Source organism: Pedobacter roseus, assembly GCF_014395225.1.
Classification (GTDB): Bacteria; Bacteroidota; Bacteroidia; order Sphingobacteriales; family Sphingobacteriaceae; genus Pedobacter; species Pedobacter roseus.
This window is the reverse complement of record NZ_CP060723.1, coordinates 3,199,223-3,225,263: the sequence shown is the minus strand read 5'-3', so window position 1 is coordinate 3,225,263 and position 26,041 is coordinate 3,199,223. Positions and strand designations below refer to the sequence as shown.

The following is a 26,041-nucleotide window of genomic DNA, read 5'->3' as shown; positions in this document are numbered from 1 at the left end:
AGAAATAAAATGAAAAATAAACAGGATATTATTCCATTCACACCTTATCAAAAAATTGTGGTGTTTATACTGGCCATGACCCAGTTTACCGTAATACTTGATTTTATGATCATGTCGCCATTGGGCGATATGCTTATGAAATCGCTCGATCTTAAACCTGCTGCCTTTGGTGTGGCCGTATCGGCTTATGCTTTTAGTGCGGGGATTTCGGGTTTGCTTACTGCAGGTTTTGCAGATAAATTCGACCGTAAAAAGCTTTTGATCTTTTTTTACTCCGGCTTTATTATTGGTACTGTTTTATGCGGATTGGCCACCACTTATCCCATGCTTTTGGCAGCAAGGATTATTACAGGGCTTTTTGGGGGAGTAATCGGTTTTATCTCACTCGCCATTATTGCTGATCTGTTTGCCCTTGAGCAGCGCGGGAGGGTAATGGGTTTTGTGCAAATGGGTTTTGGTGCCAGCCAGGTGTTGGGCATTCCCATCGGTATTTATGTGGCAAATGCCTGGGGCTGGGAATCGCCGTTTTTATTAACAGCCGGAATCGGACTTATTATTGCGATTGTGATTTTGCTTCAATTAAAACCGGTTAATCAGCATCTTTTGATTCAACGGGATCAATCGGCACTGAAACATTTATGGCATACTGTTGCGAAACGTGATTATCGTATTGGCTTTGCCGCAACAGCAGTTTTATCGGTGGGCGGTTTTATGATGATGCCTTTTGGAAGTGCATTTGCCGTGAATAACCTGGGCCTAACCAATGCACAGCTACCGATATTATTTATGACTTCTGGCATCTGTTCTTTGGTGATTATGCCACTTATCGGCAGATTAAGTGATAAAGTAAGCAAATTCAAACTTTTTACCATTGCAACAATATGGCTGATGTTTGTATGTGTGATATACACCAATTTATCAACCACGCCATTTTACCTCGTGCTCGTATTTAATGTGTTGATGATGATGGGGATGCTGAGTAGGATGGTTCCTTCGAGTGCGCTAACAAGTGCGGTGCCCGATATGGCCGATCGCGGCGCTTTTATGAGCATTAATGCCTCATTACAGCAAATTGCAGGCGGTATTGCCGCTACAGCTGCCGGGATGATTGTGGTGCAACAAACCAAATTTAGTCCCCTGGAACATTATAACATGGTGGGTTATGTAGTAGTGGCCATCTCTGCACTTAGTATATTATTATTGTTCAGGGTAAGCCAGATTATCGCCAGGAAAAATATGAGTAAAACTGTGTTGCCGGAAATTGCTGAAGAAACAGTTTTAATGGAGGGAATTTAATGCAACAGGACAAAATTGCACCTTGTTTGCAATAAATCGCCTAAAAAAACGTCTTTATTGGGCTGTAACAGCTGATTGTAAATAAAATGATTAGTTTTGCGGCCTGCTTATTGTTGAGCAGAGCGTATAAAAAATGAATTATGGATGGTCTATCATCCTAATAAGAAAAAAACATTATGGACAAATTTAAAGAAGTACAGAATCTGATCGCTTCAGTTGAGGCAGATGTAACCAAGTTTTATGATGGTGGAAATGCTGCTGCAGGTACACGTGTACGTAAAGCAATGCAAGATCTTAAAGTTTTAGCTCAGGATATCAGAGCTGAAGTAACAGAGAAAAAAAATAGCGCGAAATAATTAAATTATTGCGTTTTGGGAAAAACGAAAGCCTTCAGCCTTACAGCTGAAGGCTTTTTGTTTTTGTATGGTTTTTGAACCGGCTATTGTATCAAAGTAGTTAACTGGTTCTACATCAGCATAAATTCCATTATCTTGTAAACGCCAGATTTAAAGGCCTAAAAAAGGCAATTAAATTTCAGGATGGTTTAATGCTAATCCCAAATATATCATGATCAAAAGATTATTCCCTTTGCTTTTATTATTGGTTTCATACCATGTTTTTTCGCAGGAAACCACCAGAACTTACCTTTCGGGAACAGATAAAGACCATACTAAACAATGGGATTTTTATTGTACAGCTGGCCGTAAAAGCGGCGTATGGACCAAAATACAAGTACCTTCCAACTGGGAATTACAAGGCTTTGGAAGTTACAATTACGGGCATGATAAAGACAAAGCCAAAGAGCAGGGTATTTACCGCCATGAGTTTGCAACAGGTAAAATAACCGGGAAAAAGGTATTTATCGTGTTTGAAGGTGCTATGACGGACACCAAGGTAACCATTAATGGGAAATTAGCCGGAGATGTGCATCAGGGAGGATTTTACCGTTTCAAATATGATATTACAAAACTTTTAAAACCTGGAGGAAAGAATTTGTTAGAAGTTACAGTAGATAAGATGTCTGCTAATGCTTCCATCAATAATGCAGAAAGGAAAAGTGATTTTTGGGTTTTCGGTGGTATTTTCAGGCCTGTTTATCTCGAAACCGTTCCAAATAAATTTATAGAAAGGGTTGCGGTTGATGCAAAGGCAGATGGTTCATTTCAGGTTGATGTATATGGCCAAAATCTAAATGCAAACGATATAATCGAAGCCCAGGTAAAGAATTTGAATGGCGAAAATGTGGGTAAGCCGTTTTCGATAAAAGCAAACCCAGTTGATAGTACCCAAAAATTAAAATCCAGTCTTTCGCATCCTTTGCTGTGGAGTTCAGAATTTCCGAATTTATATCAGGTGGTGGTTCGGATTATAAATCAGCAAAAGCTCGTTCATCAGGTGAAACAAAAATTTGGTTTTCGTACGCTGGAAGTACGCAATGGGGATGGTTTTTATGTTAATGGCGTTAAAATACTTTTAAAAGGGGTTAACCGCCACAGTTTCTGGCCCGAAACCGGACGTACATTAAGTCCTGCGGTACATTTGATGGATGTAAGGCTGATGAAGGAAATGAATATGAATGCTGTACGAATGTCGCATTACCCACCCGATGCCGAATTTTTGGATGTTTGCGATTCGTTAGGGCTCTATGTAATTAATGAATTAACGGGCTGGCAGGCTAAATATGATAATACTGTCGGGCACCGATTGGTTAAGGAACTGGTGATCAGGGATGTGAACCACCCATCCATTATATTTTGGGCCAATGGCAATGAAGGCGGTTTTAATACCGATCTCGATAACGATTATGCCTTATACGATCCGCAAAAACGTACTGTAATTCACCCTTGGGAGAAATTTAACGGAACGGATACCAAACACTATCCCGATTACAATTACATGGTTAAAGCGGCTACATCGGGAAAGGAAGTTTTCTTCCCGACTGAATTTATGCATGCCCTTTACGATGGTGGTGCAGGTGCAGCTTTGGATGATTTCTGGAACCAGATGCTGATTCATCCACACGGTGCAGGTGGCTTTATATGGGCATTAGTGGATGAAAATGTGATCAGAACGGATAAGAATGGCATTTACGATGGTGACGGAAACCACGCACCAGATGGTATTGTTGGCCCTCACCGCGAAAAAGAAGGCAGCTTTTATACTATAAAAGAAATATGGTCGCCGGTTTTTGTCGATCTTCCAAAAATTGATGAAAAATTTAATGGTAAAATCCCCATAGCCAACAGGTTCGCTTTCACCAGCCTTGATAAATGCACTTTTAAATGGAAACTGGTTAATTTTCCTACCGCCAAAGATGCCTCAACAAAGGCAATTATCACTGCAACCGGATCTGCTACCTCAAACCTTAAACCTGGCACAAAAGGCACACTCAATTTGCCCTTGCCTCAATCATGGTCGCAGAGTGATGCTTTGTATTTAACCGCTTATGGTCCCGATCAGAAAGAAATATTTACCTGGAGCTGGCCGATAAAAACTGCTCAACTGATTACCGCTAAACAAGAAAATACGACTTCTGGTGCTGTTGCAAAAGCTGAAGAAACAGGTTCATCACTTTTAGTAAAACAGGATGGCAATACCTATTATTTTGATAAAACAACCGGTTATCTGGAAAAAGTAGCTAAACCCAACGCGAATATTTCCTTATCAAATGGCCCTTTGTTAGCTGGTGTAAATACAGCATTGAAAAAATTCAGCTTTAAAGCCGAGGGACAAAAATACATTGTAGAATCTGACTATCAGGGTACGGGCAACCTGCATGCAAAATGGACATTTGAACCCGGAAAACTGGTAAAACTCGAATATGAATTCAGCCAGCAGGGAGATGCTGATTATATAGGCATTACTTTTAATTATCCGGAAGAAAAAATTACAGGGATTAAATACCTTGGCCGTGGTCCGTATCGTGTTTGGAAAAACAGGTTAAAAGGCCCGCAATTTGGCGTTTGGCAAAAAGCTTATAACAATTCGATTACAGGTGAAACTTGGGGATACCCCGAATTTAAAGGTTATCATGCAGAAGTAAACTGGGTAGTGGTAGAAAATAAGGAGGCGGCATTTACCGTTTATATTCCCGATCAGGATACCTACCTGCAAATGTACCTCCCCGCACGTGAAGCTGCTGCGCTAAGCAATAACAATGTAGAACCCGCTTTCCCCGAAGGAAGTATAGGTTTCTTAAAAGGCATCAGTGCCATAGGCACCAAATTCCAGTCGGCTTTAGTGATGGGGCCTCAAAGTCAGAAGAATAAAACGGAAGGTAAAACCTTCAACGGGACTTTACTTTTCGATTTTGTTCATTAATAACACCAAATGAAAAATATTTAATCCTTTCTTGTAAAAACCTATGGCAATACAAAAAAAATCGTGCTTTTTCCTGCGAAAATCTTCTATGCCGGATAGGAGGGTGTGGATAGCGATGGACAAATTGCAGGTGCGATATTTGTTTTACAGGCCTTTTCGGGGGAAAGATGCCGGTCAATGTCATTAAGTTAAGGTTTTAACCACAGATGTACACAGATAAACACGGATTTTTACATCTGTGTGCATCCTTTTTATCTGTGGTTAAATTATTTTCACCCGTGCCGATAGCTTAACTTAATGAAATTGAGGTGCCGGTGGGCGGATAGGGGGAACCCTCTCCGCTTTTCGCGTAATATTCACTACATTTGCTCCCAATGAAATACTTTGTGCTTTTATTTTCCGTTTATCTCATCCTTCTGGGCGTTACGCCTTGCCAGGATAGGGATGATATGGTTACAAGCGCTCAGTTCGAAACTGTTGTGCACCGCGATGCGGCCAAAGGCGAGCATGCTGGTGGCGAAATGTGTCCGCCGTTTTGCAGCTGTGCCTGCTGTTCAGTGGCACAACATTTCCCTCTTGAAAAAACAACTACAGTGGTCGTTCCTGTTTTTCAGCAATCTTACCCGGGCTTTTACTGCTCTGATTTAAAAAAACAGCCTGTTGATGTTTGGCAACCGCCTAAACTCGTATAATTAATATTTCCTATATGGCCTAAGGCCATAAATTTTAGCCTGCACCACGCAAGGGTTTTAGTCCCAAGCGTATGTCATCCTGCTATTCATTAATTTTTGATTATACCCATAATGCTGAACAAAATAATACAGTTCTCCATCAGGCAGAAATTGCTGGTGGGGATTATGATGCTGGCGTTGATTGCCTGGGGCATATATTCCTTAAAGCAACTGCCAATTGATGCACTTCCTGATATTACCAATAACCAGGTACAGATTATTACCAATTCGCCCAGCAACGGGGCCGAGGATATCGAAAGGTTTGTAACCTATCCGGTAGAACAAACCATGGCCACCATACCCGGCATCGAAGAAATCCGTTCTTTTAGCCGCTTCGGACTTTCGGTAGTTACCGTTGTTTTTAAAGAAAACGTAGAGATTTACTGGGCGAGGCAACAGGTGAGCGAACGCTTGTCCGAAGTAGAAAGGAATATCCCAAAAGGAATAGGAACGCCAGAGGTTGCGCCTTTAACCACTGGTTTGGGGGAGATTTATCAATATGTAATCCACCCCAAAAAAGGATACGAAAAAAAATATGATGCTACCGAACTCCGTACCATTCAGGATTGGATTGTACGCAGGCAGCTTTTAGGGGTAGAGGGAATAGCCGATGTAAGCAGTTTTGGGGGATACCTCAAACAATACGAAATTGCCCTCAATCCAGATAAACTCCGGAGTATGGATATTTCCATCAGTGATATATTTACCGCGCTCGAAAAGAATAACCAGAATACGGGGGGTGCTTACATCGATAAGAAACCAAACGCTTATTTTATCAGGAGCGAAGGTTTGATCAACAGCATCGAAGATATCGAAAACATTGTGGTGCGCACCAATGCGAACAGCATCCCGGTGTTGATCCGTAATGTGGCCGAAGTACGAATTGGTGCGGCAACCCGCTATGGCGCCATGACGAGGAACGATCAGGGTGAAGTGGTTGGTGCTGTGGTAATGATGTTAAAAGGTGCCAATTCATCAAAGGTAATTGCCAATGTGAAAGCCAGAATGACGCAGATCTCCAAAAACCTGCCCGAAGGTGTTGTGGTAGAACCCTTTCTCGATCGCACCAAACTCGTAAACAGCGCCATTGGTACAGTAACCAAAAACCTTGCAGAAGGTGCTTTGATTGTGATCTTTGTATTGGTGTTGCTGTTGGGTAATTTCCGCGCAGGCTTGATTGTAGCTTCAATAATTCCACTGGCGATGTTGTTTGCCGTATGTTTAATGAACCTTTTTGGCGTAAGCGGAAACCTGATGAGCCTTGGGGCAATAGATTTTGGATTGATTGTAGATGGTGCAGTGATTATCGTAGAAGCATCGCTCCATCACCTTGGCCTCCGCAAAAACAGAAACCGGCTAACTCAACAGGAAATGGATGCAGAGATTTTCGAATCGGCCTCAAAAATTCGAAACAGTGCGGCTTTCGGTGAGATCATTATCCTAATCGTTTATCTGCCTATTCTTGCTTTGGTGGGTATTGAAGGCAAAATGTTCAGGCCAATGGCACAAACCGTTGCTTTTGCCATTCTTGGTGCCTTTATTCTATCACTCACTTATGTACCCATGATGAGTGCGCTGTTCCTCAACAAAACCATTAGTACGAAAAGGAACATTTCCGATAGGATTATGGCTTTCTTCCAGCGGGTTTACACGCCATTGCTCAATTTTGCCATCAGGGCAAGGGTATTGGTGGTAGGTATTGCACTGGCACTATTTGCCATCTGTTTAATCATTTTCAATTACCTGGGCGCCGAATTTATCCCCACTTTAGAAGAAGGAGACTTTGCCGTAGAAACGCGGGTACTCACCGGAAGCAGTTTATCGCAGACTATCGAGGCCTCAACCCGTGCTGCAAAAGTGCTAAAAGCCAATTTCCCGGAGGTAAAGGAAGTAATCGGGAAGATCGGTTCGAGTGAAATTCCTACTGACCCGATGCCGGTTGAAGCCTGCGACCTCATGATCATCCTGAAAGATAAAAGCGATTGGACAAGCGCTTCAACAAGAGAAGAACTTGCACAGAAAATGCAGCAAAAGCTCGAACAATATATTCCCGGGGTAACCTTTGGTTTTCAACAGCCTATCCAGATGCGTTTTAATGAGCTGATGACGGGGGCACGGCAGGATGTAGTAATCAAAGTTTACGGAGAAGATTTTGCCAAACTGAGCAGTTATGCTTCAAAAATTGGTGCAATCGCAGGTAAAATAGAAGGTGCTCAGGATGTTTATGTAGAGCAGGCCTCAGGACTTCCGCAGGTGATCATTAAGTTTCACAGGGATAAAATCGCGCAATTTGGGCTTAATATAGAAGATGTGAATACCGCTATCCGCTCTGGTTTTGCAGGTGAAGTGGCTGGATTGGTATTTGAAGGCGAGAAACGTTTCGATATGGTGATACGTTTGGAAAAAGAAAACAGACAGTCGCTGGAGGATGTGAAAAATCTTTTCGTTACCGCTCCCAACGGAAACCAAATCCCTTTAGAACAGCTGGCCGATATCGATTATAAAGAAGGCCCTAACCAGATACAGCGTGATGATGCCAAAAGGCGAATTACCGTTGGTTTTAACGTAAGGGGAAGGGATGTAGAGAGCATTGTGAAAGAAATCCAGCAGAAAATAGATAATGAAGTGAAATTTGCGCCGGGTTATTATCCAACTTTTGGCGGTACTTTCGAAAACCTGCAGGCCGCAAATAAAAGGCTCGCTATTGCTGTTCCTTTGGCTTTACTGCTGATTTTATTATTGCTTTACCTCACCTTTTCATCCATTAAACATGCCTTATTAATCTTTACCGCCATTCCTTTATCGGCCATTGGTGGCGTATTGGCATTATGGGCAAGGGGAATGCCTTTTAGCATCTCGGCAGGCATCGGTTTTATTGCCCTGTTTGGTGTAGCCGTACTCAACGGGATCGTACTCATTAGTGAATTTAACAGGTTAAAAAAAGAAGGAATGACAGATATAATAGAAATTATCAAAACCGGAACTTCGATAAGGCTTCGTCCGGTTATTATGACTGCGCTAGTGGCCTCATTAGGTTTTTTACCGATGGCGATTTCAGGCGGAAGCGGTGCAGAAGTGCAACGTCCATTGGCAACCGTGGTAATTGGTGGTTTGCTTTCTGCCACCTTACTTACTTTATTGGTACTGCCTATCCTTTACATCTGGATAGAAAAAATGGGGAAGAAAAAAATTAAAATTGCTCCGGTGGCTGGTTTGTTTATCTTAATTACATCTTTATTTGCGGTTCCATCTTCACAGGCGCAAACTACAGATTTAAGCTTAAATCAGGCGGTATCATCAGCACTGCAAAATAACAAAGTGGTTAGTAATGCTAGTTTGAACGTGGATTTACAGGAACAGTTAAAGAAAACAGCTTTCGAAATGCCCAAAACCGATATCTCAATGATGTATGGGCAATACAATAGCCTGATCAAGAACGACAAGAACTTCACGCTCTCGCAAACCATTCCTTTTCCTACGCTTTTTTCAGCAAATTCGGCACTGGGAGATGAGCGAATCAAGGCGAGCCAGTTTCAGGTGGCGTCGACTAAAAATGAGTTGGTTTACCAGGTGAAAACCGTTTACACCAATCTCCAATACCTTTATTCTAAAGATAAACTGTTGTTACAGCAGGATAGCATTTATAAAGGTTTTGTTAAATCAGCCTCGCTGAAATATAAAACCGGAGAAGGTAATCTTTTAGAGAAAGTAGCGGCAGAAACCCAGTTGAAAGAAGTACAAAGTCAGTTGGAACAGAACAGGGCTGATATCGAAATTTACAACAGTCAGCTTGCCACACTTTTGGGAAGTACGATAAATATTAGCGAAAAAGACCTTAAAGAAAAAAGTATCGTTCCGGTATCAGATAGTGCCTCCGTAAAAGATAATCCGCTATTGGCTTATTTCAGGCAGCAGATTGTTATCGCCGATAAACAGCGCAAAGTCGAACTGGCAAAAGCGCTTCCTGATATTACTTTGGGCTATTTTAACCAATCGCTTACCGGTTTTCAGAATGTAAATGGCAGTGAGGTGTATTTTGGTCAGGATAAACGTTTTCAGGGTTTTCAGGTAGGATTGGCTTTTCCATTGTTCTATAAATCTTATTCGGCAAAGGCTAAAGCGGCAGCCATTAGTAAAGATATTGCCACCAGTGATCTTGACCTGCAGGAGCGCAGGTTAACCGGACAATATCAGCAGGTACTCCGCGAATACATTAAAAACAAAGACCGCTATGGTTATTTTCAATCCTCAGCGCTGCCAAATGCCGCATTGATTTTAAAGAACAGCCGCATTGCTTACCAGAACGGGGAAATCGGTTATTCCGAATATTTGCTCAATTTAAAGCAGGTAAACACCATTTATGAAAGTAACCTGATGGCTTTATTACAGCTTAACCAGAGCATTAACCACATCGAATTCCTCACCGGTAATTCCAATTCATTATAATTAAGAAGAACATGAAATCCATATATCAATATTTAAGTCTGTTAACTTTAGTGCTTTACCTCACTGCCTGTGGAAGTCCTAAAGAAGAAAAAGCACCAGAAAAAGAAACAGTTCACGAGGAAAGCGATATTGTTACTTTAACGCCAGAACAACATAAACTGGCCGAAATTACTCTGGGTGAAATTGAGTTAAAAGAGCTGAGCGGTACCACCAAGGTAAACGGAATGCTCGATCTGCCCCCACAAAGTTTGGTTTCCATTTCTACCCCTTTAGAAGGAATCGTGAAAAGTACCTCCATGTTGCAGGGAATGCGGGTGAAAAAAGGTGAATTGGTCGCCGTAATGCAAAACCCCGAATTTATCCAGATGCAACAGGATTACCTGGATTACAAAAGCCAGTTACAGTTTTTAACACAGGAGTTGGATCGTCAGGAAGAGTTGGCAAAAGAAAATGTAAACTCCAAAAAAGCACTTCAAAAAGCCCGGAGCGAATACCAGAGTGTAAGTGCGCGTTTATTGGGGCAAAGGTCTAAACTTTCGCTGATCAACATTGATTTTGCTGCTTTAGAAAAAGGAAAGATATTAAAAACCTTTAACCTTTATGCGCCAATGGCAGGTTACGTAACGCAGGTAAATACCAATATTGGTGCTTTTGCCAGCACAACTGATGAATTGTTTAAAATTGCCGATACCGAACATTTACATGCGGAGCTTACCGTTTTTGAAAAGGATGTGCCCAAGCTTAAAATTGGTCAGAAAGTACGTTTTACCCTGGCCAACGAAGAAAAGGAACGCATGGCAACCGTGCATTTAATCGGTCGCGAAATTAGCAAAGAACGTACTGTTCAGATCCATTGTCATTTAGATAAAGAAGATACCCAACTGCTCCCGGGTATGTACCTTAAAGCCTATGTAGAAAGCGGTGCTAACAAGGTTGAAGCTTTGCCCGATGCTGCTATAGTTGAATTTGAAGGCAAGAAATATGTATTTATCGAACAATCTGCCTCTAAACTGGCTTATCGTTACCGCATGATGGAAGTAAAAACAAATGTTGCCGAAAATGGCTACACGCAGGTATCATTTGAAGAAACAGTAACCAAACCCAAAGTGGTGGTAAAAGGCGCTTATGATATTTTGAGTAAAGTGAAAAATGCAGAAGAAGATGAGGGGCATTAGTTTATTGGGTAGGATGGTTAATTGGTTAACTGTTTAAATCGGTTAATTGTATCAGGATCAAATACAAGGCAATACGTCATCCTGATCCGATAGCTATAGGATTTCTTTCAGGATCTATTTTTATAATAAGATACACTCCAGCCGTCATCTCTACTGAAGCGCAGTGGAACGCAGAGATCTATATGAAGCCTAACTTAATAGATTTCTCCACTACGGTCGGAATGACGGCTTTTTAAATCGGTTCGTCATTGCGAGAAGGTACGACGAAGCAATCTTTCCTGTCTGCGATTCTTGCAAGAAAGATTGCTTCGTCGGCTGAAAAAGCCTTCTCGCAATGACGACTTTTTTGATTTAAGACTATAGATTGCCGACAAAGGACTTCGGACTCACGACTATGGACTTCCTACTCCAACTATTTCCATCATCAAAAAATTAACGTAATTTTATAATCATAAAAAAATTAAAACAATTTTAGTGTAAAAAGATTTTAAGAAAATGCATTTTCCCCAAAATAACTTATTATTACCACCATATTTACGTTCATGAACTATAAACAATTGCAGGAAGATGTAGAAAAGCACGTTAGCGATTACTTCCATACCCATAACGATCCGCGGTTGGTTTATCATAATTTTGAGCATACCCAGGAGGTTGTAAACGCGGCACAACAAATTGCCAATCACTATCAGCTTAACGAACAGGATTTTTTCACGGTAACCGTTGCCGCCTATTTTCACGATACCGGCTATTTTGAAGATGCCTTAAACCATGAGGCAAAAGGTGCAGAACTGGCCGATGATTTTTTAACCAAACACAAGGTAAATCAGGAAGTACGCGATAGTGTAAAGAGCGCCATACTTGCGACAAAAATTCCACAGCAACCTAAAAATGAAATTGATAAGATCATCTGCGATGCAGATCTTTTTCACTTAGGATTGGCTGATTTCCGTGCAAAAGGAAAACTGATGCACAAGGAAAACGAACTGATTTATAAAAAAGACATCAGTAAACTCGAATGGCGCAAAAAAGATATCCAGTTTATGGAATCGCACCATTACCATACCGATTACGCCAATCTCTTAATAAGTGATCAGAAACAGAAAAATATCGAAAAACTGAAAAGTAAATTAACATCACAGGAAGAGATCAGCACCGAACTTGAAGAGCCTAAAAACTTTGCACCGGTAATTATCAAAGACAAAGATAAAGACAAAAAGAAAAAAGATAAAGACGACAGACCTGATAAAGGGATCGAAACTATGTTCAGGATTACTTCTGCCAATAACCAGCGTTTGAGCGATATGGCCGATAATAAGGCGCATATATTGATTACCGTAAATTCTATCATGCTATCGTTAATTGTGAGTTTGCTGTTAAGGCGTTTAGAAGATCACGGAAACCTGATCATCCCGACTTTTATTCTCCTGATGGTAAGTTTAACCTGTGTGGTGGTTTCCATTTTATCAACACGTCCATCCATTCCTAAAGGCGAATTTACCCAGGAAGATATGGACAAGAAAAAAGTAAACCTATTGTTTTTCGGTAACTTTTATAAAATGAGCCTGCCAAGTTATACCGAAGGCATGATTAAGGTGATGAACGATAAAGACTTTTTATACGGAACCCTCATTACCGATGTATACTCGCAAGGAGTAGTACTGGGCCGCAAATATAAATTGATCCGCCTGGCTTATAATATTTTTATGTTCGGCTTAATTGCAGCCGTATTGGCATTTGTAATTGCTTACGCAGCTTACGGTAAACTTTAATGGAAACAACAACCGAAACCTCTTTTTTCAATAGAGATTTAAGCTGGTTAAAATTTAACGAACGTATTTTAATGGAAGCTGAGCGTAATACCGTTCCGCTTTTAGAAAGGATCAAGTTTTTATCAATATTTTCTTCTAACCTCGATGAGTTTTATCGGGTGAGGATGCCCGTGCTGCTTGCCCTGGAAAAACTGAGCAATAAAGAAGATAACGACATCCAGATCGACGATAATTTGCTGAATACTGCCAATCGGTTTATTTCTGATCAGCAACAGCGTTATGGGAAAGTACTCAAATCGGATATTATTCCACAGCTTAAGGAAAATATGATCAATTTAATCTACGGTCAGCCCTTTCCTAAAGAGATTCAGAAAAGCGTAACCAGGTATTTTTTGAGTCAGGTAATGGCCTTTTTGCAGCCTGTTCATATTAATCAGGATACTAATTTTTTCCCTTCCAATAACGAACTCTATTTTCTGGTTACCCTAAAAAAGAACAACGAAACCGAAGCTATTATTTTAAATATTCCTTCCAATCAGTTACCACGTTTTTATAAGGTAGAAGCAGGAGAGGAAACTTTTATCGTCTTTCTGGATGATATCGTTCGTTTTCATTTGGACAGGGTTTTCCCGGAAGGAGAAATTACCGGATGTTACAGTTTCAAGATTACCAGGGACGCCGAAATCGACCTGAAAGACGAATATTCAGGCAGTTTATCCGAACAGCTGGAGAAACAATTGCTCAAACGGGATTCAGGTCTCGCTACCCGTTTTCTTCATCAGCCGGGCATACCAGCTAATGTTTTCGAACTGCTTAAAAAGCTGTTCAACCTTAAAAAAGCCAATAGGATAGAGGGCGGACAGTACCACAACCTGAAAGATTTTATGGGTTTTCCGGTGAATTTACCAAAGCTATCCAACCAGAATTGGCCAAAACTCTGTAATACCGATCTGATTGACGGATCTTTAACCGAAGCCATTTATAAAAACGACATCATTGTACATACGCCTTACCAAAGTTACGACAGTGTATTGCGTTTTTTTAACGAAGCAGCTATTGATGAAGAGGTAAGGGAAATATATGTTACACTTTACCGAGTGGCCAGCGATTCGAAAATTGTTAATGCTTTGATCAGCGCTGCAAAAAATGGTAAAAAAGTAACCGTTCTTGTAGAGCTTAAAGCCCGTTTTGATGAAGCCAACAACATCAAGTGGGCAAAAAAAATGAAAGAGGTGGGCGTTGATATCATTTATAGCGTAACCGCTTTAAAAGTACATGCCAAAGTAGCCCTGGTGAAACGTCAAACAGGCGACAGGATGCGTTATTCGGGTTTGTTTGCCACCGGAAACTTTAACGAAAGCACCGCTGCTTTTTACACCGATCATATTTTAATGACGGCCAATAAAGAAATGCTGCGTGAGGTAGAGTTGCTCTTCATTTTCCTTGCCAAAAGGGTTAAACCAACATCGGCAGACCTGATTAATTTCAAGCATTTATTGGTGGCTCAGTTTAACCTGCAAAGGGTTTTTCTGGAGCTGATCGATCGGGAGATTGAACATGCCAAACAAGGAAAACCTTCGGGCATTACCATTAAAATGAACAACCTGGAAGAAAAGGTTTTGATCAATAAACTTTATGAAGCTTCGCAGGCAGGGGTAAAGATTGATATGATTGTGAGGAGCATTTGTCGTCTGGTTCCGGGGGTAAAAGGAATGAGCGAAAACATTAAAGTTACCCGCATAGTTGATCGTTATTTAGAGCATGGACGTGTTTTTATCTTTCACAACCTGGGCAAAAACGACATGTATCTCGGTTCGGCCGACTGGATGAACCGGAACATTTACCGCAGGATCGAAGTTTGTTTTCCCATTTATAATGAGCAGATTAAACAGGAAATGATCGACATTATCGAAATCCAGAAACATGATAATGTGCAGGCTGTTTGCATTGATGAACACATGGATAACATTCCGGTTAAAACTGGCGAGGTTCTTGTTTCCTCTCAGCATGATATTTATGAATTATTGAAAAATAAATAAGCGTGATATCACGCCCGTGCCGTGGTCTGGTCACCACAGGCCACATGATTTTACTTTTATTGATGGTTTGTGAGGACACAGACCATGGACATTAAAATTTTACCCTTATGAAATACAATAAAACTTTTTTGGCCTCAGGTCTTCTAATAGCTTCTGCTTTTTTTAGCGTATCCTGTGTTAACGGTAACCGCAATGACAAACAAAGTGATTCAACCACCACAACATCGTCAACAAGCGAAGCAGCAAAATCTGATTTTCCTTACGATCTGGCCAATCCGGTAAAATACAACATGCCGCATAATCTTTTCGAAATTTCCGGTATTGTATTTCATAACGGCGATCCAAAAGAAGTATTTGCCATTCAGGATGAAGATGGAGACCTTTTTCATTTAGGCCTTGGCGATAAAGAATCAAAATTCACCAAATTTGGTGCTAAAGGTGATTACGAAGATGTAACCATCATCAAAAATTATTTCATTGTGTTAAAAAGCAATGGCGAACTGCATACTTTCCCAATTTCCGAATTAGGCAAACCAGAAGCCAGTAACGTAAACAAAACCAAAGATCTTGTACCCAAAGCGGAGTACGAGGGATTGGCAGCCGATGAGAAAAACAACATGATTTATGTGTTAACTAAAGATAGCAAACCCGATTCTAAAGCAAAGGCATCGAGCATTTATGGTTTTAAAGTTGGCAATGATGCTTCATTAACAGCAGCCGGAGAATTCAGCCTTTCGCATAAAGCGATCGAAAAAGCATCAGGAAGCTCAAAATCAAGGTTCCGTCCATCAGCATTGGCTAAAAATCCAAAAACCAACGAGTGGTACATTCTTTCATCAGTAAATAAACTGTTGGTGATTACCGATGCTGATTTTAAAGTTAAAGCAACACAAGCATTAGATCCGAGCTTATTTAACCAACCAGAAGGTATTGCCTTCGACCGTGATAACAACCTTTATATTTCTAACGAAGGCGGAACCCTGGCCGCGGGTAATATTTTACTGTTTAAATTGAAAAAGTAATTAGTATAGCTACTCATCGCGTTAAGCTGCAAAAGGCCGTCATTGCGTGAAGGCTTTTTCAGCCGACCAAGCAATCTTAATGCATTCGCTGGTAGCGATTTTGTAAGATTGCTTCGTGCCTCGCAATTGACGACCTGGCTATCAGGTCTGTTATTTGTGATATTTTAGCATAACGACTTATTATAACAAAAACTTAATGTCCTTAACTTCTTAATGGTGATGTTTCAACTTATTGTAAATTTCTTTAACCACTAAGGAGTTGAGGTAGTTAAGGATGCTTTTTTAATAATAAAAAGAGATTCTTAACATAAAAAACCTCAAAAAAATTAAAATAACTATCTTTATACAAATGTTACACTATGATTAAAAGATTTACCCTTTTTACCATCTTATTTTTAATCAACTACATTGCCTTTGCACAGGATGATGTAAAATACCGTGTAATTCTTTTTGGCGACGCAGGCGAAATGAACCCTGCCCAGATGCAGGATTTAAAAAATGCTGCAAAACAGATCTTACCTAAAAAAACAACCGTAGTTTACCTGGGTGATAACATTTACCCAACAGGAATGGGGCTGCCAGGTAGTTTGGAAGAAGAAGAGACCAAAAAAATATTACGCTCGCAGTTCGAGCCGATGCGTAAAATGGGAGCCGCAGTTTATTTTGTACCCGGCAACCACGACTGGGATAAATCCGGGCCTAAAGGCCTTGCCAAAATTAAAGCACAGGGCGATTTCCTTGCTGCCCAAAATGACCCTTTGTTAAAATTGATTCCCGGAAACGGATGTCCAGATCCCGTAGCAATAAAACTTACAGATAAACTAACCATTATTGCTTATGATAGTGAATGGTGGCTTTTTCCATATAATAAATCCAATCCAGATGGCGATTGCGACTGCCGCACCAAAGACGAAGTAGTTGTAAAAATGGAGCAATTGCTCGAAGAAAACAAAGATAAAGTGATCCTTTTGGCTTCGCACCATCCGTTTCAGAGTTACGGTCCGCATGGGGGCTATTTTAATTTAAGAAACCACCTTTTTCCATTAACCTCATTAAATAAAAACCTTTACATTCCTTTACCAGTTCTAGGTTCCGTTTATCCTTTGCTGCGCTCCACTTTGTTAAGTCCCGAAGATTTAAACCATCCCGCCTATAAGGATATGATTAAATCAGTAACCGGTGTGTTTGGCGATTATCCAAACGTAACCTATGTTGCCGGGCATGAGCATGGACTTCAGTTAATAAAAGGAAAACAATTGCAGATCATCAGTGGCTCGGGTTCAAAAGTATCGCCAAATAAAGAAGGTAAAACCTCTCTTTTTCACGAAATGCAGCAAGGTTACGTAGTAGCCGATCAGTTAAAAAATAATGATATGCGCTACGAATATTACATCTATTCGGATACCAGCGTTAAACGAGTTTACAGTTATATTAAAAAATTTGAGGCCATCCCTAAAAAGGTGCGCAACAGGGATAAACCGATTACTGCCGATAGCATTTTCGTTCGTATTAAACCTGAATACGATAGCGTAGGCCGTTTTCACCGTTACGTTTTCGGCGAAAATTACCGTAAAGAATACGCTGAAAAAACAAAAGTTCCTGTGCTGCGGATTTCTCAGATGATGGGTGGTTTAAAAGCAACCCAACGTGGTGGCGGTAACCAATCGCGATCGTTGCGTTTAGAAGATAAAGACGGCAAAGAATATGTATTGCGCAGCGTAGAAAAATATCCCGAAGTACTTTTGCCCGCTGCCTTACGCGAAACTTTTGCCAAAGATGTTATTAAAGATAACATGTCGGCACAACATCCCTTTTCGGCTTTGGTAGTACCCGATCTGGCCAAAGCAGCTGGTATTGCGCACAGTAATCCAATTATCGGCTGGGTTTCTCCGGATGATAATTTAGGAGAATTTGAGCCTGCTTTTGCCAATACGCTTTGTTTATTTGAAGAGCGTGAACCTACCGGAGATTCAGACAATTCTCCAAAAATGGATAGAAAGCTAACTGACGATAACGACAATAAGCTGGATGGACCATCATGGGTGAGGGCAAGGGCATTTGACGTACTATTAGGCGATTGGGACAGACACGAAGACCAATGGCGCTGGAAAGCAACCAAAACCAAAGACGGTCAGATTTATACCCCGGTTCCGAGAGACCGCGATCAGGTATTTTTCAGATCTGATGGTTTTTTACAGCGTTATACACAATCTTCTTCTTTATTACCGATGATGCAGGGCTACGAACGTGGCATCCAGAATATCAATTGGTTTTTGTGGGAAGGAAGGGAAATTAGCAGTCGTTGGACAGCCGACATTGATGAAAAAGAATTTGATCAGATTGTAAAAGATTTTTGCGCAAACTATAACGATGCTGTTTTCGAAAAAGCATTGAAAAAACTGCCTGAGCCTAGTTATTCATTACACCATGATGCATTTTTGGCCCAGTTACGCAACAGAATCGCCACTTTGCCTAAACTAATGAATCAATATTACCACTTCTTTAACCGCATTGTGGATATCGAGGTGACCAATAAAAATGAGCTGATCCAGATCACCGATGCAGATGACAATGGTTTACGGGTGAAAATCAATAAAATTTCAAAGGAAGGGAATATTAAAGACGAACTCTTCGACAGGAAATTTGATCCCAAAGTAACTAAAGAAATCAGGGTGTATATGCACAACGGAAACGATAGCCTGATCCTGAACAATAAAAACTCAAACATTAAAATCCGGATTATTGGTGGTAAAGGCAATAAAGTGTACGATTTTGCCAATAGCAACAGTTTGGTAAGGTTATATGGCAGAAAAGATAAAGCCACCTACAATGGAGAAGATACGGATAAGATCAGAAAAATAATCTCTAACGACACCTCGAATTTCAGTTACATTCCTAAAGATATGTACCGCCGTAACTCGTGGTTAATCAACGCAGGTTACAATCAGGATGATGGAATATTGTTGGGTTTAATTTACAAACAAACCAATCCTGGATTCAGGAAACAACCTTATGGCAATTCGCAAACCGTTTCTTTTCTCCATTCTTTCTCTACAAGAGCTTTTAGGTTCAATTATAAAGGCGAATGGTTAAAAGCATTGGGTAAAGGTGATATTGTGGTAAAAGCCGATGCCTTTGCACCAAATAATACACAGAATTTCTTTGGTTTGGGCAACGAAACGCACTTTGATGAACATGGTGACGATATCAGGTATTATCGCGCACGTTACAACCTCTATCAGGTTGATGCTGCTATCAGGTGGCGCCGCCCTAAATCCAGTTTTAGTGTTGGCCCATCATGGCAATATTATAAATATAATAAAGAAGACAACGACGGGCGTTTTATCGAGAATCCATCACTTTTGCATTCTTCCGATTCATTGACCGTTCGTAACGAAAAGATGTTTGCAGGTGCATTTATTAATTTTACTAATAATACCCGCGATAACGACCTGCTGCCAACCCTGGGCAGTTATGTAGATTTTAAACTCCTGGGTTATAAAGGCGTTAACCAATATTCTAACTCTTACGGACAATTTACTGCGAGTATTGCACTGTATAAAAACCTGGATGGCAGAAAAAACTTCATTTTGGCAGATCGTTTTGGCGGTGGAGTAACCGTGGGTAAACCAGCCTTTTACCAGGCGCTTTATCTGGGCGGACAGGGCAATTTGCTCGGTTATCGCCAGTTTAGGTTTGCAGGTGAACATACTTTTTATAACAATCTGGAGCTTAGGGCCAAACTTGGCGACCTGGTAAGTTATGTTTTACCCGGACAAATTGGCTTATTGGGTTTTTATGATGTAGGTAGGGTATGGAAACGTGACGAACCATCAACAATATGGCACCACGGCGTAGGAGGGGGTGTTTATTTTGCACCGGCATCACTCACAGTTGTGCGATTTGTGATGGGACACTCCTCTGATGGCTGGTATCCTTACGTATCCCTTAACTTTAGGTACTAAATTTGTGTAACATATTTATAGATGTAATATCCAACTATTACGTTCAGCAGACGAACATTGCTTTAGCGAGTGTGTATCTTTGCAAAGAATTAGTAATTAAATAGATAACTATAATTTTTACACTATAGCAAAACTTATACAATGAATACCAATGTAATACAGATACATAAAAACGAATGTATACATTGCCAGGTAGAATCATCTCTGTCTTTCCGCCCCCTTGTGGAGTATTTAAAAGGCAGGTTGAAAACAGAAAAATCAGTAAAATCAGAATTTTACAGGTTTTTACTTCAAAAAATTGAAAAAGACGATGTGCTGCTTGGCAACATCAGTGCAGAAGAATTATCCAAATACAAAGATACCTTAGAATTAATTTTTACCATTCTAACCCCTTTAATGGATAACGAAGATGATTTGTTTTGGGCTTTAAGTACCCCGATTCCTGATCAGATTTTCTTCAGTACCAATGCATTCTATAAATTTTTTAAGGATCACGATCCTAAAAATAAAGTAACGAAAGATAACGAGCCGGTTGAGAAAAAACAGCTAAAATTTATCTACAATGTTATTTTAGGTCGGTTTTATAATTTTACTCCGGTACTGAAAAACGAGATTATTTATGCCCATATCAATCCCGAAACTAAGCTTACGCAATACTATAATATCCAAACGGATACCAAATTTGTAGATATCCTGCATAAAGGCGATCTGCCTGAGCTTAATTTCGAAGAACTAGGCATGCATTTTCAGAGCGAAACCGAACTGGAATACTTAGTGGAGCATTTGCCATTAAATAATTTTCATTTCGAAGGGTTCAGCATTATCTCCATAACAGATGTTACGCTGCAACATGCCATTGATGGTATTCGCGATGCGCTGGTTAATCATAATTATCAAACGGAGGCCTACAAACACGTTATACATGCCTTAAAAACGCTAAGTGGCAACGGAAAGGTTGAATTTGGTTTAATGCCATTTTTAACTGTGAATAACAAACTGGTTTTCGATAACCAGGAATTTTCGCAGAGCATGCTGATCAATTCAGCGAAATCATCCAATCTCGAAGAGGAAGTTTTTTATTCGCTGGTAGAAAAATATAAGGAAAATCCACGTGCAATCTTTGTAAGTGCGATTAATGACGATCAAATCAGCAAAGATCCATTTTTAAGGGTTTTAAAAGAAGCTGGTGTTTGTTCTTATTCTGTGCTGCCGATCTATTACAACAACCAATTAGCTGGTGTTTTAGAGGTGTATTCGGAGGAAGAAGTACTGGTTGATGATAAATTGTTGTCGAGATTGCGTCCGGCCATGCCTTTAATCGGTCAGCTTTTCCAATACAGTATCGAAGAGTTTGATGCCAAAATGGATGAGGTGCTGATGGATAAGTTTACCGCTTTGCAACCTTCTGTACAGTGGAAATTTAACGAGGCCGTTTGGCATTTCCTTCAAAATAGTGGCAATCAGAAGTTAAAGGAAATTGAAACCATCACCTTTAAACACATGTATCCCTTATTTGGTGCAATTGATATCCGTAATTCGACCATAGAGCGTAACAAAGCTTTAAAGGATGATATGGAAGTGCAGTTAAACAGTTTAATTGATACTTTAAAGGCCATCCGTAAGCATGTTTCGTTAGAACTTACCGATAAACTTTTGTTCAACTGTAAAGATTGGATTAAACGCATCGGTGATTTTGCTTCTTCAAATGAAGAAAATAAGCTAAATGAGTTTTTAGAAATAGAGGTTTATCCGTTTTTATCGATTATAAAGGGGAACTACCCTGCAACTGCAGAATTTGTAGACCAGTACTTCGAAGTAATTGTGCCTCAAACAGGTGCTGCCTTTGCCAACCGCAGGCAACTGGAAGTGTCGATGCAATTAATCAATACTGAAGTAAGTCAATACCTCGAAAAATCGCAGGCAAATTTACAGGCTTCATATCCTTGTTATTTTGCTAAATTCAGGACAGATGGGGTAGAATACGACATTTATATTGGTCAGGAAATTGCACCTGATAAACCTTTTGATCTGTTGTATTTAAAAAATATCCGTTTATGGCAGTTAACTTCCATGGTGGATATTGCACGTTTATCAAAAGGATTAATCAGTGATATGCCACGTTCATTGGAAACTACACAGTTGATTTTCATCCACTCTAATGCGATCGATATCAGTTTCAGAAACGATGAACGCCGTTTTGATGTAGAAGGTGCTTACAATATCCGTTACGAAGTAGTGAAAAAACGCATCGATAAAGTATTGATTAAAGGTACTACCGAACGTTTAACGCAGCCACACAAAATTGCGATGGTTTATTTCAATCCTGAAGAAGCCAAAGAATATACCGAGTACATCAAGTACATGCAGGTTCAGGGTTATTTAAACGACGATTTGGAAGAATTAGAATTAGATGAACTGCAAGGTGTTTCTGGCTTAAAAGCTTTAAGGGTAGGTGTGAAATATTTAGAGAATAAAACAACTGCCAAAACTGATGCTGCAAAAAAGCTTAAGCCTAAAGAGTTAAAATCTATCGAGAAAGAAATAGCTAAAGTGTTACAGCGATAAGCTATTTAATATAATTGTAAATCCTCTGGTAAATGCCAGGGGATTTTTTGTTTCTAACCACTGACGAAATAGAGAAAAGTTCGTCATTTCGAGGAGGAACGACGAAGCAATCTTAGTGCACACGCTGGTAGCGATCTTTGTAGGATTGCTTTCCCGAAAACCGGATGGTTACCGACTGAAAAGCCTTTTCGCAATAACAGACTTATTATTTAAGGCCAGGCCAATAATTTTATTCATTCCATCGCCCATCTTACATTTTCCATAACAAAAAAAAGCTTCCTGGTCAAAATCAGAAAGCCCTTTTTGTTGTATTTTTTTGTGCTTAGTTAATTGCTGCAATTTCTTTTTCTATGGCAACCGTTTCTATCGAGCTGATATTGGTTTTCAAAGCTGCAAATCTATCAATGGTTAATTTTTGAGAGTTACCCATTACCAAAGTATGGTTATCGGTTGATCCGCTTAATTTCAAATCTGCCTCATCAGCAATTACGGTATATAAACCTTCAGTACTTGTATTGATTTCAGCATGGGCATTTCCTTTTAAAAAGATCTGTAAGTATTTTGTTTTTAATTTTCCTTCAGTTTTAACAACAGCATTTTCTGAAGCTTCTATTCTGTAGATATCGTTTACATAAACAGTTAATTTAGTTTTATCAGTGCTGGTCGATGTAATCTTTAAATTATCACCATCCTGCATAATTTTTGCTGTTCCGGTATTCTCGTCAGTATAAGAAACACCAGCTGCATTTCGCTGAACAATGGTAAGCTCTACATTTCCTTTTACAGAAATTCTTTTAAAAGCCGATATTTTAGAAATCGTTACAGGCTCTTTTTCAGTTGCCGATACACTTGTTGCAAATACAGCAGAAGATAAAACGATTGCTGTTAAGGATGTTGCGATTAGGGTTTTGATTGAGGTTTTCATAATATTTTTATTTAAAAATTAAATGTTAATTAGTTGTTATTTAAATGTTTAAGTCTTTTTTGTTATGTTTTGTAGATAAGACGCCAACAACCGGAAAACGTTGCAGCACATTTAAGCCTTTTATACAATCAACAGGTAATACTCGACGAACGGGCTTTAATTCAAGACGAAACGTGCAACATTTACATCTGAATTGTAAAATATTTTAAGAACGACTTTTCAGTTATTCTTTTTATTTATCTTTAAACAGATTTTAGTCTGCTTATTTTATGAAGAAAAAGGTTGTACTTGTTCAGGATAATAAAGATATCTTAGATATTATGGACCAGGTATTGGAAGAAGAAGGTTATGATGTTACCGCATCGTTAACAACCGAACCTATAGAAAAAATAGATGAAATAGCACCTGATGTTGTAATTGTGGATGATCACATCAAAGGCAAAAAGAAAGGATCGGAAGTGATTAAAGAACTTAAATCTGACCCTGAAACGGAAGATGTATCGGCCGTATTAACCTCCACATCAAATAACTTACCTCAACAGGCCGAAGATTGCAAAGCCGACGATTATATTGAAAAACCATTTGATATCGATCACATGGTTGAAGTGGTGAAGAAAAATACTTAATAAAGCATCGTCATTTCGATCCGATAGTTATCGGATGGAGTGCAACGGAATGGAGAAATCTATAAGAGCATTTTTATTAAATTTAACTTACAGATTTCTCAGCTACGCTCTAAATAACGACTCATTACTCAACATGAGGTTTAAAAGTATCCGTTTTAACCGTTGCCTTTAATTCGTGCAAAATGGTATACAAACCAAAATTGGTCCGGTTAACGTAAATAAAATGTTTTACCCCACGTGCCTGTTTAAATTCAGGCATTTTCGAAATCTTTTCGCCATATAAATATAACTGCTCAAAAAAATCAGGCTTGCTAAAATCAAATGTGGCGCTGGTATAAGGCTTGGCAAACAAACTGATCATTTCGCGGTACGATTTATAATAAAATTCAACCTGTTCCGGAGTATCGTCCGAATGTATCATATCCAGCTTCCTAAACGCATCAATGGTTTTGTTCTTATCATTGATCACATCGGTGGAGATCAGAGAAAAAAACGGATAATAAAAATCATCCGGCATTTCTTTAATACAGCCAAAATCGATTACGCCAAGATTTTCGTCGGGCGTGATCATAAAATTGCCAGGGTGTGGATCGGCATGTACAGCTCTTAATTCGTGCTGTTGGAAATTGTAGAAATCCCACAAAGCCTGCCCGATTTTATTCCTGAGTTCCTGGGAGGGATTGGTTTGTAAAAACTCTTTTAAATGCAGGCCATCAATCCAATCCATGGTAATAATCCTTTTTCCTGATAATTCAGGATAATATTTCGGGAATACCACATGATCGAGGTTTTTACAGGCTTCAGAAAATTCGATCGAACGCCTTACCTCCAGTTCATAATCAGTTTCTTCCAGCAAGCGTTCTTCAACCTCTTTAATGTAAATGCTCAGTTCCCTTTCCGACATGCCCAATAAACGGAAGGCAAAAGGTTTCACCAATTTTAAATCAGATGAAATGCTATCACCCACACCTGGGTATTGAATTTTAACTGCAAGTTTTTTACCATTAAGCGTAGCTTGATGCACCTGGCCGATTGAAGCCGCATTGCTCGATGCTAAATTAAAGCTGTCGTAAATATTTTCTGGTGTTTTACCGAAATTCTTAGTAAAAGTGCGTACAATCAACGGACCCGAAAGGGGTGGGGCATTGTACTGCGACTGGGTAAATTTATCTACATAAGATTTTGGCAGGATATTTTTATCCATACTCAGCATTTGTGCAATTTTTAAGGCACTGCCTTTTAATTCACTTAACGATTTATAAATGTCAGTGGCATTATCCTCGTTAAGCTGCTCGCGGTCCATTTCTGGATTAAACAGTTTTTTAGAATAATGTTTAATATAATTGCCCCCGATCTGGATACCGGTTTTAACAAATTTCGCTGAACGTTCTACCTTGGTAGTCGGAATACTTTTTTGTGTTTTCATCTAATCTTTAAAACCTCATCTTATCTGCAAACTTCCCATTTCTTGATAAAAACTTGCCATATTCCAATAAATTATCGATTGGTGAGTGCTGAAAAAGATCAAAAGTAACATTGATGCCTTTTTCTATCGCTTCGTCGCTTTTTTCAAAACCTTCGCTGTCATCATTGATCCAGAAATTAACAATAAAAGCAAACTGGACCCACAACGCATCTTTATATCTTTTAGTTAAAAAACGGCGTTCAGCAAGCTCACCGCTGTCTAAACCTTCATCGATAATCTCCTGTGCAAAGTTTTCGAAAATCGGTTTTACCCCGGCGAGTACATCGGGTGTAGAAAATTTTCCACGGTGATTTTTTAAACTATAAATCACAAAACTTCTTTCGTTTTTCAGGTTTTCCAGATAGCTGTAAAAGAAAGAAAGCATTTTTTCTCTGGCTGTATACTGTAGCCAAACTTCCTGTTCTTTGATTTTACTGATCGTTTCGAAAGTAAGTTCGAACCAGATTGTTTTCTCTATGCTTTCGAAAGAAGAAAAAAACTGATAAAAATCCGCCTCGGTAATTTTAAGCTTTTTTACAAAAACATAAACCGATTTTGGTTTTTCATTGTTGGTTAAAACATAATCTAAATATGCTTTTCTGATTTGTTGAGCGGTTGCCATATAGCTGTTTTTTACAAGTATAACGTTTAATTTATTTGCTTGTTTTCAACGCGGCTTTTTTGTCGATCATAAAA

At 39.6% G+C, this 26,041-nt stretch carries 15 protein-coding genes; 12 read left to right on the top strand and 3 right to left on the bottom strand.

The features are described 5' to 3' along the window. Positions 1-9: 9 nt before the first annotated feature. The 11 genes from H9L23_RS13320 (at position 10) to H9L23_RS13270 (ending at position 22,329) form a co-directional block, all read left to right on the top strand. Complete coding sequence (locus H9L23_RS13320) at positions 10-1,296, top strand: MFS transporter (RefSeq protein ID WP_187590880.1); 1,287 nt, start codon at positions 10-12, stop codon at positions 1,294-1,296. Between the two features lie 176 nt (positions 1,297-1,472). Further along, entirely contained in the window at positions 1,473-1,652 is a 180-nt protein-coding gene (locus tag H9L23_RS13315; protein WP_025142680.1) for a hypothetical protein, read from the top strand. 211 nt (positions 1,653-1,863) lie between these two features. Beyond that, the gene (locus H9L23_RS13310; RefSeq protein WP_187590879.1) at positions 1,864-4,617 is read left to right on the top strand and encodes a glycoside hydrolase family 2 protein; all 2,754 of its coding nucleotides are present in this window, start codon (positions 1,864-1,866) and stop codon (positions 4,615-4,617) included. A gap of 374 nt (positions 4,618-4,991) precedes the next feature. Then, on the top strand, positions 4,992-5,309 hold the full coding sequence (locus tag H9L23_RS13305; RefSeq protein ID WP_187590878.1) for a DUF6660 family protein: 318 nt from the start codon (positions 4,992-4,994) through the stop codon (positions 5,307-5,309). Positions 5,310-5,420: 111 nt separating this feature from the next. Then, positions 5,421-9,794: a CusA/CzcA family heavy metal efflux RND transporter gene (locus H9L23_RS13300; protein ID WP_187590877.1), complete on the top strand. Its 4,374-nt coding sequence runs from the start codon at positions 5,421-5,423 to the stop codon at positions 9,792-9,794. 11 nt (positions 9,795-9,805) lie between these two features. After that, on the top strand, positions 9,806-10,969 hold the full coding sequence (locus H9L23_RS13295; RefSeq protein WP_187590876.1) for an efflux RND transporter periplasmic adaptor subunit: 1,164 nt from the start codon (positions 9,806-9,808) through the stop codon (positions 10,967-10,969). A 542-nt stretch (positions 10,970-11,511) separates the two neighbouring features. Then, positions 11,512-12,738, top strand: a complete 1,227-nt coding sequence (locus H9L23_RS13290; protein WP_187590875.1) for a Pycsar system effector family protein — start codon at positions 11,512-11,514, stop codon at positions 12,736-12,738. Next, positions 12,738-14,777 (top strand): polyphosphate kinase 1, encoded by a 2,040-nt coding sequence (gene ppk1 / locus H9L23_RS13285; protein ID WP_187590874.1) that lies wholly within the window; start codon positions 12,738-12,740, stop codon positions 14,775-14,777. Before H9L23_RS13290 ends, ppk1 begins: the two co-directional genes overlap by 1 nt. 107 nt (positions 14,778-14,884) lie before the next feature. Continuing rightward, a complete protein-coding gene (locus H9L23_RS13280; RefSeq protein WP_187590873.1) occupies positions 14,885-15,799 on the top strand; it encodes an SdiA-regulated domain-containing protein in 915 nt (304 codons plus the stop codon). A 359-nt stretch (positions 15,800-16,158) separates the two neighbouring features. Next, positions 16,159-19,764, top strand: coding sequence for a BamA/TamA family outer membrane protein (locus H9L23_RS13275; protein WP_187590872.1), 3,606 nt, complete (start codon positions 16,159-16,161; stop codon positions 19,762-19,764). A 141-nt stretch (positions 19,765-19,905) separates the two neighbouring features. Further along, positions 19,906-22,329 (top strand): GAF domain-containing protein, encoded by a 2,424-nt coding sequence (locus H9L23_RS13270; RefSeq protein ID WP_187590871.1) that lies wholly within the window; start codon positions 19,906-19,908, stop codon positions 22,327-22,329. A gap of 322 nt (positions 22,330-22,651) precedes the next feature. Here H9L23_RS13270 and H9L23_RS13265 read toward each other — a convergent pair whose 3' ends face one another. Then, positions 22,652-23,254 carry a GIN domain-containing protein gene (locus H9L23_RS13265; RefSeq protein ID WP_187590870.1) on the bottom strand — a complete coding sequence of 201 codons (603 nt, stop codon included), beginning with the start codon at positions 23,252-23,254 and terminating at the stop codon, positions 22,652-22,654. A 269-nt stretch (positions 23,255-23,523) separates the two neighbouring features. Here H9L23_RS13265 and H9L23_RS13260 point away from each other — a divergent pair, with 269 nt between their 5' ends. Continuing rightward, positions 23,524-23,880, top strand: coding sequence for a response regulator (locus H9L23_RS13260; RefSeq protein WP_187590869.1), 357 nt, complete (start codon positions 23,524-23,526; stop codon positions 23,878-23,880). 124 nt (positions 23,881-24,004) lie between these two features. Here the strand turns inward: H9L23_RS13260 and H9L23_RS13255 are convergent, their stop codons facing one another. Then, a complete protein-coding gene (locus H9L23_RS13255; protein WP_187590868.1) occupies positions 24,005-25,306 on the bottom strand; it encodes an ABC1 kinase family protein in 1,302 nt (433 codons plus the stop codon). A gap of 7 nt (positions 25,307-25,313) precedes the next feature. After that, positions 25,314-25,967: a TetR family transcriptional regulator C-terminal domain-containing protein gene (locus H9L23_RS13250; protein ID WP_187590867.1), complete on the bottom strand. Its 654-nt coding sequence runs from the start codon at positions 25,965-25,967 to the stop codon at positions 25,314-25,316. Between the last annotated feature and the right edge of the window lie 74 nt (positions 25,968-26,041).

Coding starts and splice junctions, on each gene's coding strand:
- H9L23_RS13320 (WP_187590880.1), top strand. CDS start 10: ATGAAAAATAAACAGGATATTATTCCATTCACACCTTATCAAAAAATT.
- H9L23_RS13315 (WP_025142680.1), top strand. CDS start 1,473: ATGGACAAATTTAAAGAAGTACAGAATCTGATCGCTTCAGTTGAGGCA.
- H9L23_RS13310 (WP_187590879.1), top strand. CDS start 1,864: ATGATCAAAAGATTATTCCCTTTGCTTTTATTATTGGTTTCATACCAT.
- H9L23_RS13305 (WP_187590878.1), top strand. CDS start 4,992: ATGAAATACTTTGTGCTTTTATTTTCCGTTTATCTCATCCTTCTGGGC.
- H9L23_RS13300 (WP_187590877.1), top strand. CDS start 5,421: ATGCTGAACAAAATAATACAGTTCTCCATCAGGCAGAAATTGCTGGTG.
- H9L23_RS13295 (WP_187590876.1), top strand. CDS start 9,806: ATGAAATCCATATATCAATATTTAAGTCTGTTAACTTTAGTGCTTTAC.
- H9L23_RS13290 (WP_187590875.1), top strand. CDS start 11,512: ATGAACTATAAACAATTGCAGGAAGATGTAGAAAAGCACGTTAGCGAT.
- ppk1 (WP_187590874.1), top strand. CDS start 12,738: ATGGAAACAACAACCGAAACCTCTTTTTTCAATAGAGATTTAAGCTGG.
- H9L23_RS13280 (WP_187590873.1), top strand. CDS start 14,885: ATGAAATACAATAAAACTTTTTTGGCCTCAGGTCTTCTAATAGCTTCT.
- H9L23_RS13275 (WP_187590872.1), top strand. CDS start 16,159: ATGATTAAAAGATTTACCCTTTTTACCATCTTATTTTTAATCAACTAC.
- H9L23_RS13270 (WP_187590871.1), top strand. CDS start 19,906: ATGAATACCAATGTAATACAGATACATAAAAACGAATGTATACATTGC.
- H9L23_RS13265 (WP_187590870.1), bottom strand. CDS start 23,254: ATGAAAACCTCAATCAAAACCCTAATCGCAACATCCTTAACAGCAATC.
- H9L23_RS13260 (WP_187590869.1), top strand. CDS start 23,524: ATGAAGAAAAAGGTTGTACTTGTTCAGGATAATAAAGATATCTTAGAT.
- H9L23_RS13255 (WP_187590868.1), bottom strand. CDS start 25,306: ATGAAAACACAAAAAAGTATTCCGACTACCAAGGTAGAACGTTCAGCG.
- H9L23_RS13250 (WP_187590867.1), bottom strand. CDS start 25,967: ATGGCAACCGCTCAACAAATCAGAAAAGCATATTTAGATTATGTTTTA.